Below are 5,960 nucleotides of genomic sequence, written 5' to 3' on the forward strand. Positions count from 1 at the left end.
GCCTTCACCCGCATGACGGGCGACCTGGTGAAGGCCATCCGCGGTTGCCCCCAGCCCATCATCGCCGCCATCGACGGGGCCTGCGTGGGTGCGGGCGCCATCCTGGCGATGGCGAGCGACCTTCGCATCGGCACGGCGCGGAGCAAGGTGGCATTCCTCTTCACCCGCGTGGGCCTCAGCGGCGCCGACATGGGCGCGTGCGCCATGCTGCCGCGCATCATCGGGCAGGGGCGGGCGAGCGAGCTGCTGTACACGGGCCGCTCGATGAGTGGCGACGAGGCGGAGCGCTGGGGTTTCTACAACCGCGTCGTGATGCCCGGCGACCTGATGGACGAGGCGCGCGCCCTGGCCCAGTCGCTGGCCGCGGGCCCCACCTTTTCTCACGGGATGACGAAGCGCTGCCTGCACCAGGAGTGGTCGATGGGCGTGGACGAGGCGATCGAGGCCGAGGCGCAGGCGCAGGCCATCTGCATGCAGACGGAAGACTTCGCCCGCGCCTTCCGCGCGTTCGCGGCGAAGGAGCGGCCGGTGTTCCAGGGGAACTAACCGGCGAGTGCGTGAGTGCGTGAGCAGCAAGAAAATGGAGGGGTCGGTGCGCTGCGGATCAAGCGGTGCGTGGCCCCCGGCGCCCCCCATCCCCAACCCTTCCCCCGCAAACTGCGCGGGGGAAGGGAGCCAGTGCCGTGTGGACGGGTAGTGCCGATGATATAGACAACGCGGCTGAACGACGGGAGGCGCAGATGGGGGATGCTTGGCCGAAACGGCCGTGGATGCGCGGGCGGACGCGTCAGATCCTGGAGGCCTCTCGTGCCCTGCGCGCGGATACTACGTACGCGGAAGGTGTGCTCTGGCAGGCTCTGCGCGGCGAAAGCGTTCCTGGCCTACGATTCCGGCGGCAGCACGCCATCGGGCGCGTAATCTTGGACTTCTACTGCCCAGCCGTGCGACTCGCGATCGAGGTGGATGGTGGCGTGCATGACGACGAAGCCCAAGCGGATCGGGATGGCGCTCGCACGGAAGCACTCGCCCATCTGGGAATCCGCGTGATCCGCTTTCGCAACGGGGAAATCGTCCAGCAACTGCCATCCGTGCTCGGCCGAATTCGGCAAACTGCAGCCGAGCAGCCCAGGGAGAAATCAGGCACCACGCCAGGCGCACCACACTAGCTCCCTTCCCCCGCGCAGTTTGCGGGGGAAGGGTTGGGGATGGGGGGCGGCCTGCGTCGCACCGGGCCTGCCTGCCCGCACCCGATCTTTTCTTTTGCCTTTTCGCCCCGTCATGCCCGATCGCACCTTCCTCTCCTGGCCGTTCTTCTCCGAGGAGCACCGCGCGCTCGCCGCGGAGCTGGAGGTGTTCGTGCGCCAGGAAGTGGCGTCGCTGCCGCACGTGGAGACCAGCGTGGACGCCGCCTGCCGCGCGCTCGTCCGCGTGTTGGGCGAGGGCGGCTGGCTGATGCACGCCGTCACCGCCCCGCATGGCGGCGCGCGCGAGCGGCTGGACGTTCGCACGCTCTGCCTGGTGCGCGAAACGCTCGCCCGCGCATGGGGGCTGGCGGACTTCGCGTTCGCCATGCAGGGGCTCGGCACCGGCCCCATCACCCTTTTTGGGTCGGACGCGTTGCGCGAGCGCTACCTGCCCCTGGTCGCCTCCGGCGAGCGGATCGCCGCGTTCGCCCTTTCCGAGCCGGACGCGGGGAGCGACGTGGCCGCGATGAGGACCACGGCGCGGCGGGTGGACGGGGGGTTCGTGATCGACGGCGTGAAGACGTGGATCAGCAACGCGGGGATCGCCGACCACTACGTCGTGTTCTGCCGCTATCCCGAGGCCGGCGAACGCGGCTACGCGGCCTTCGTCGTGGACGCCGACAACCCCGGGCTGCGCGTGGCCGAGCGCATCGACGTCATCGCGCCCCATCCGCTGGGCCGCATCGAGCTCACCGAGTGCCGGGTGAGTGCGGACGCGCTCGTCGGAGAGGCAGGCGCGGGGATGCGGGTGGCGCTGGGCACGCTGGACGTCTTTCGCCCCACGGTGGGCGCGGCCGCGCTGGGCTTCGCGCGGCGCGCGCTGGACGAGGCGCTGGGGTGGACGCGCGAGCGGCAGGCGTTCGGCAAGGCGCTCAACGAGTTCCAGCTGATCCAGGCGTTGCTCGGCGAGATGGCGCTGGAGGTGGATGCCAGCGCCCTCCTGGTCTACCGCGCAGCGTGGGCGCGCGACTCCGGCGCGGAGCGCATCACCCGCGAGGCGGCCATGGCCAAGCTGTACGCCACCGAGGCCGCCCAGCGCGTGATCGACACCGCCGTGCAGATCTTCGGCGGGCGCGGCGTGGTCAGCGGCGCGCCGGTGGAAACGCTGTACCGAGAGATTCGCGCGCTGCGCATCTACGAAGGCACCAGCGAAATCCAGAAGCTGGTGATCGCCGGCCAGTTGCTGAAGGACGAGGCGGCACGGTCCATTTGAGCGAGGCACGGTCCGCCGATTGCGCGTGATCGGCGTCCGGCATCCGCAGTCCCACTCCATCCCCGGATGGCGACCCATGGCGACCATGGAAACGCACGTCCCCGCCGAGCCCTCGGCGCACGTGGACACCTTTGCGCGCGACCACCTTCCTCCGCGCCACCTGTGGCCGGAGATGGACTACTCGGCGCTCCCCGAGCTGGCGTATCCGCCCCGCCTGAACTGCGCCGTGGAATTGCTGGACCGCATGGTGGAGAGCGGGCACGCGGACCGCACGGCGATCCTGTGGGACGGCGGGCGGTGGTCGTATCGGGAGCTGGTGGAGAAGGCGAACCGCATCGCCGCCGCGCTGCACGATCTCGGCCTCGTCCCGGGCAACCGGGTGCTGCTGCGCGGCCCCAACACGCCGATGATGGCGGCTTGCTGGTTCGGCGTGCTCAAGGCCGGAGGCGTCGTGGTGGCCACCATGCCGCTGCTGAGGCCGCGCGAGCTTGCCCACATCGCCCAGAAGGCGATGGTTCGCTTCGCCCTGTGCGACCACCGGCTGCTGGGCGATCTCGTCGCCGCGCGCGGCCAGGCGCCCGTATTGGAGCGCGTCCTGGCGTGGGGCGGAGAGGGCGACGACTCGCTGGATGCGCTGATGGAGCGGCACACGGGCGAGTTCGGCGCGGTGGACACGGCGGCGGACGACGTGGCGCTGATCGCGTTCACCTCCGGCACCACGGGCCAGCCCAAGGGCGCCATGCACTTCCATCGCGACGTGCTGGCGGCGTGCGACTGCTTTCCCAAGTACGTGCTGAAGCCCACGCCTGATGACGTGTTCTGTGGCTCGCCCCCGCTCGCATTCACCTTCGGGCTGGGCGGAATCCTGATCTTTCCGCTGCGCGTGGGCGCCACGGCATTGCTGATCGAGCAGCCCACGCCGCCCAACCTGCTGAAGGCCATCCAGGACCACGGCGCCACCATCGTCTCCACCGCGCCCACCGCCTACCGCGCGATGCTGGAGCTGCTCCCGCAGCACGACATCCGCTCGCTGACCCGGTGCGTGTCCGCCGGCGAAACCCTGCCGCTTCCCACGTTCGAGGCGTGGGAGGCGGCAACGGGCATCCGCATCATCGACGGCATCGGCAGCACGGAGATGCTCCACATCTTCATCAGCGCCTCAGGCGACGACATCCGCCCCGGCTCCACCGGCAAGGCGGTTCCCGGGTACCGCGCGCGGATCATCGACCAGGAGGGCAACCCGCTGCCCCCCGGCTCCATCGGCCGGCTTGCGGTGCAGGGGCCCACCGGGTGCCGCTACCTGGACGACGAGGAGCGGCAGCGGGGATACGTATGGGATGGATGGAACGTGACGGGTGACGCCTACCGGATGGACGAGGACGGATATTTCTGGTACCAGGCGCGCACGGACGACATGATCGTCTCCGCCGGCTACAACATCGCGGGGCCGGAGGTGGAGGCCGTGATGCTGGAGCACCCGGCGGTGATGGAGTGCGGCGTCGTCGGCCTGCCGGACGCGGAGCGCGGGCAGGTGGTGAGCGCGTTCATCGTGCTGCGCGAGGGGAACGACGGAGGGGACGAGATGGTGAAGGAGCTTCAGCAGTGGGTGAAGGACCACATCGCGCCGTACAAGTATCCGCGCCGCGTGACGTTCCTGGACCAGCTGCCACGCACGCAGACGGGCAAGCTCCAGCGCTTTCGGCTGCGGGAGGGCGCGTGATCCATCGCACGCTGCAGCCGGCGGGATGGGCGTCGCCGCGCGGATACTCCAACGGCGTGGAGGCGCAGGGGCGGGTGGTGTTCGTCGCGGGGCAGATCGGGTGGAACCCAGTAAGCTGCGCGTTCGAGACAGACGACTTCGTGGGACAGGTGGACCAGGCGCTGCGGAACCTGGTGGCCGTGCTGCGCGAGGCCGGCGCCGGGCCGGAGCACGTGACGCGGATCACGTGGTACATCACGGACCGCGCGGCCTACGCCGAGAACACGCGCGCCGTCGGCCGGGTGTACCGCGACGCCTTTGGCCCGCACTTTCCCGCGATGACGCTGGTGATCGTCGCCGGGCTGCTGGAGGAAGAGGCCCGGGTGGAGATCGAGGCCACGGCGGTGGTGTAGGTTCCCCCTCCCCCGCAAACTGCCCCGCAAACTGGAGGGGAGGGGGCGGGGATGGGGGGCGCCGGCCTAGCACCCGGCCTGCCTGCCCCATCGATCCCGCAGGGTATCCGGGTGACGCACAATGCGCGGTAGAGCATTGTGCTCGTCCACGCCTCGCATCGGGCCCCGCGCCCCTCACAGGCCGGAGGGGAACGTTTCCGGCGGCTCGGCGGATTCCCAGCCGGGCGTGGGCTCCAGCGGCCGCAGGGCGCGGGTCTCGTCGTAGTGGATCACGGCGTCGAACTGGTCAGCGATCTCCGCGTGAAAGTAGTGGCTCCAGCGCTCCGTCTCCGGTGCGTAGATCACGCCGATGGCACGCTCCAGCCGCGAGGTGCGCAGCGCGTCGGCCGCGGGTCCGCCACCGCGCAGGGGGAGGAAGAAGTTGGGGACGCCCACGTGGTGGAAGAGGCGCTCGTAGCTGCCTTCCATCCCCGGCCGCACCCGCTTTCGCTCCGCCGGCGCGTCCCACTCGCTGGCCGCCGTCACCGTCCCCGTGTACGTGCTGAAGCCGATCAGCCGCGCCTCGTCGCCGTGCCGCTCGCGCACCAGCTGGCCCACGTTCCACTCGCCGTCGCGCCCCATCTCCGTCGCCCGTGCGTCGCCCAGGTGGGAGTTGTGCTCCCAGACGACCACCTTGGGCGGAATGCCCCTGGACTCGAAGTGGCCGCAGAGCGCATCCAGCGTATCGGCCATGTGGCAGTCGCGCAGGTTCCAGCTGGACACCCGCGCGGCGAACATGCTGCGGTAGTACTCCTCGGCGTTCTTCACCAGCCGCGCGTTCTGCTCGGCGTAGAAGTGCTCGTCCCCCGCCAAGCCGCCCTCCTCGCCGGCCATCTCGGACGCCCGCTCGCGCAGCTCGTGAAGCTGGCGCACCGCCTGCTCCTCGCACGCCGGGGTGATGCCCAGCTGCGCCGCGTACCCGTACGACTGTGGATCGCCGCCGCCCGCGCGATGAAAGCACCCGTAGCGCTGGCGCGCGCGCCGGGCCCCCTCGGGATCCACCTCGTCCAGGTAGCGGATGACGGCCTCGATGGAGGCGAACATGGAGTACAGGTCCAGCCCGTAGAAGCCGACACGCGTGGCACCGGCCGGCAGCGCCTGGTTGTGCTCCCGCAGCCAGGCCACGAGCTGCACCACATCGTCGTTGCGCCACATCCACTGCGGAAAGCGCTGGAATCCGCCCAGCGCCTCGTCCGGCGTCGCGTCACCCGCCGCGCCGCGTACGTAGCGGTTCACGCGGTAGGCGTCGGGCCAGTCGGCCTCCACCGCCACGGCGGTAAACCCCTTTTCGCGGATCAGCCGCTTCGTGATCTCCGCACGGGCGCGGTAAAACTCGTGGGTGCCGTGCGTGG

At 70.4% G+C, this 5,960-nt stretch carries 6 protein-coding genes; 5 read left to right on the forward strand and 1 reads right to left on the reverse strand.

The features are described 5' to 3' along the window. From VIB55_RS15125 to VIB55_RS15145, 5 genes are all read left to right on the forward strand, one after another. Window positions 1-546: enoyl-CoA hydratase-related protein (locus tag VIB55_RS15125; RefSeq protein WP_331877494.1), on the forward strand; the 546-nt coding region annotated here is incomplete at its 5' end. 224 nt (window positions 547-770) lie between these two features. Next, window positions 771-1,166 (forward strand): endonuclease domain-containing protein, encoded by a 396-nt coding sequence (locus VIB55_RS25515; protein ID WP_349263035.1) that lies wholly within the window; start codon window positions 771-773, stop codon window positions 1,164-1,166. 112 nt (window positions 1,167-1,278) lie between these two features. Further along, window positions 1,279-2,457: an acyl-CoA dehydrogenase family protein gene (locus VIB55_RS15135; protein ID WP_331877496.1), complete on the forward strand. Its 1,179-nt coding sequence runs from the start codon at window positions 1,279-1,281 to the stop codon at window positions 2,455-2,457. Window positions 2,458-2,533: 76 nt separating this feature from the next. Next, window positions 2,534-4,177 (forward strand): benzoate-CoA ligase family protein, encoded by a 1,644-nt coding sequence (locus VIB55_RS15140; RefSeq protein ID WP_331877497.1) that lies wholly within the window; start codon window positions 2,534-2,536, stop codon window positions 4,175-4,177. Further along, a complete protein-coding gene (locus VIB55_RS15145) occupies window positions 4,177-4,569 on the forward strand; it encodes a RidA family protein (protein WP_349263037.1) in 393 nt (130 codons plus the stop codon). Before VIB55_RS15140 ends, VIB55_RS15145 begins: the two co-directional genes overlap by 1 nt. Window positions 4,570-4,743: 174 nt before the next feature. Here the strand turns inward: VIB55_RS15145 and VIB55_RS15150 are convergent. Then, on the reverse strand, window positions 4,744-5,960 hold a 1,217-nt coding region (locus tag VIB55_RS15150), incomplete at its 5' end, for an erythromycin esterase family protein (protein WP_331877499.1).

It is taken from the genome of Longimicrobium sp., from assembly GCF_036554565.1.
In the GTDB taxonomy this organism is placed as follows: domain Bacteria; phylum Gemmatimonadota; class Gemmatimonadetes; order Longimicrobiales; family Longimicrobiaceae; genus Longimicrobium.

Coding starts and splice junctions, on each gene's coding strand:
- VIB55_RS25515 (WP_349263035.1), top strand. CDS start 771: ATGCGCGGGCGGACGCGTCAGATCCTGGAGGCCTCTCGTGCCCTGCGC.
- VIB55_RS15135 (WP_331877496.1), top strand. CDS start 1,279: ATGCCCGATCGCACCTTCCTCTCCTGGCCGTTCTTCTCCGAGGAGCAC.
- VIB55_RS15140 (WP_331877497.1), top strand. CDS start 2,534: ATGGCGACCATGGAAACGCACGTCCCCGCCGAGCCCTCGGCGCACGTG.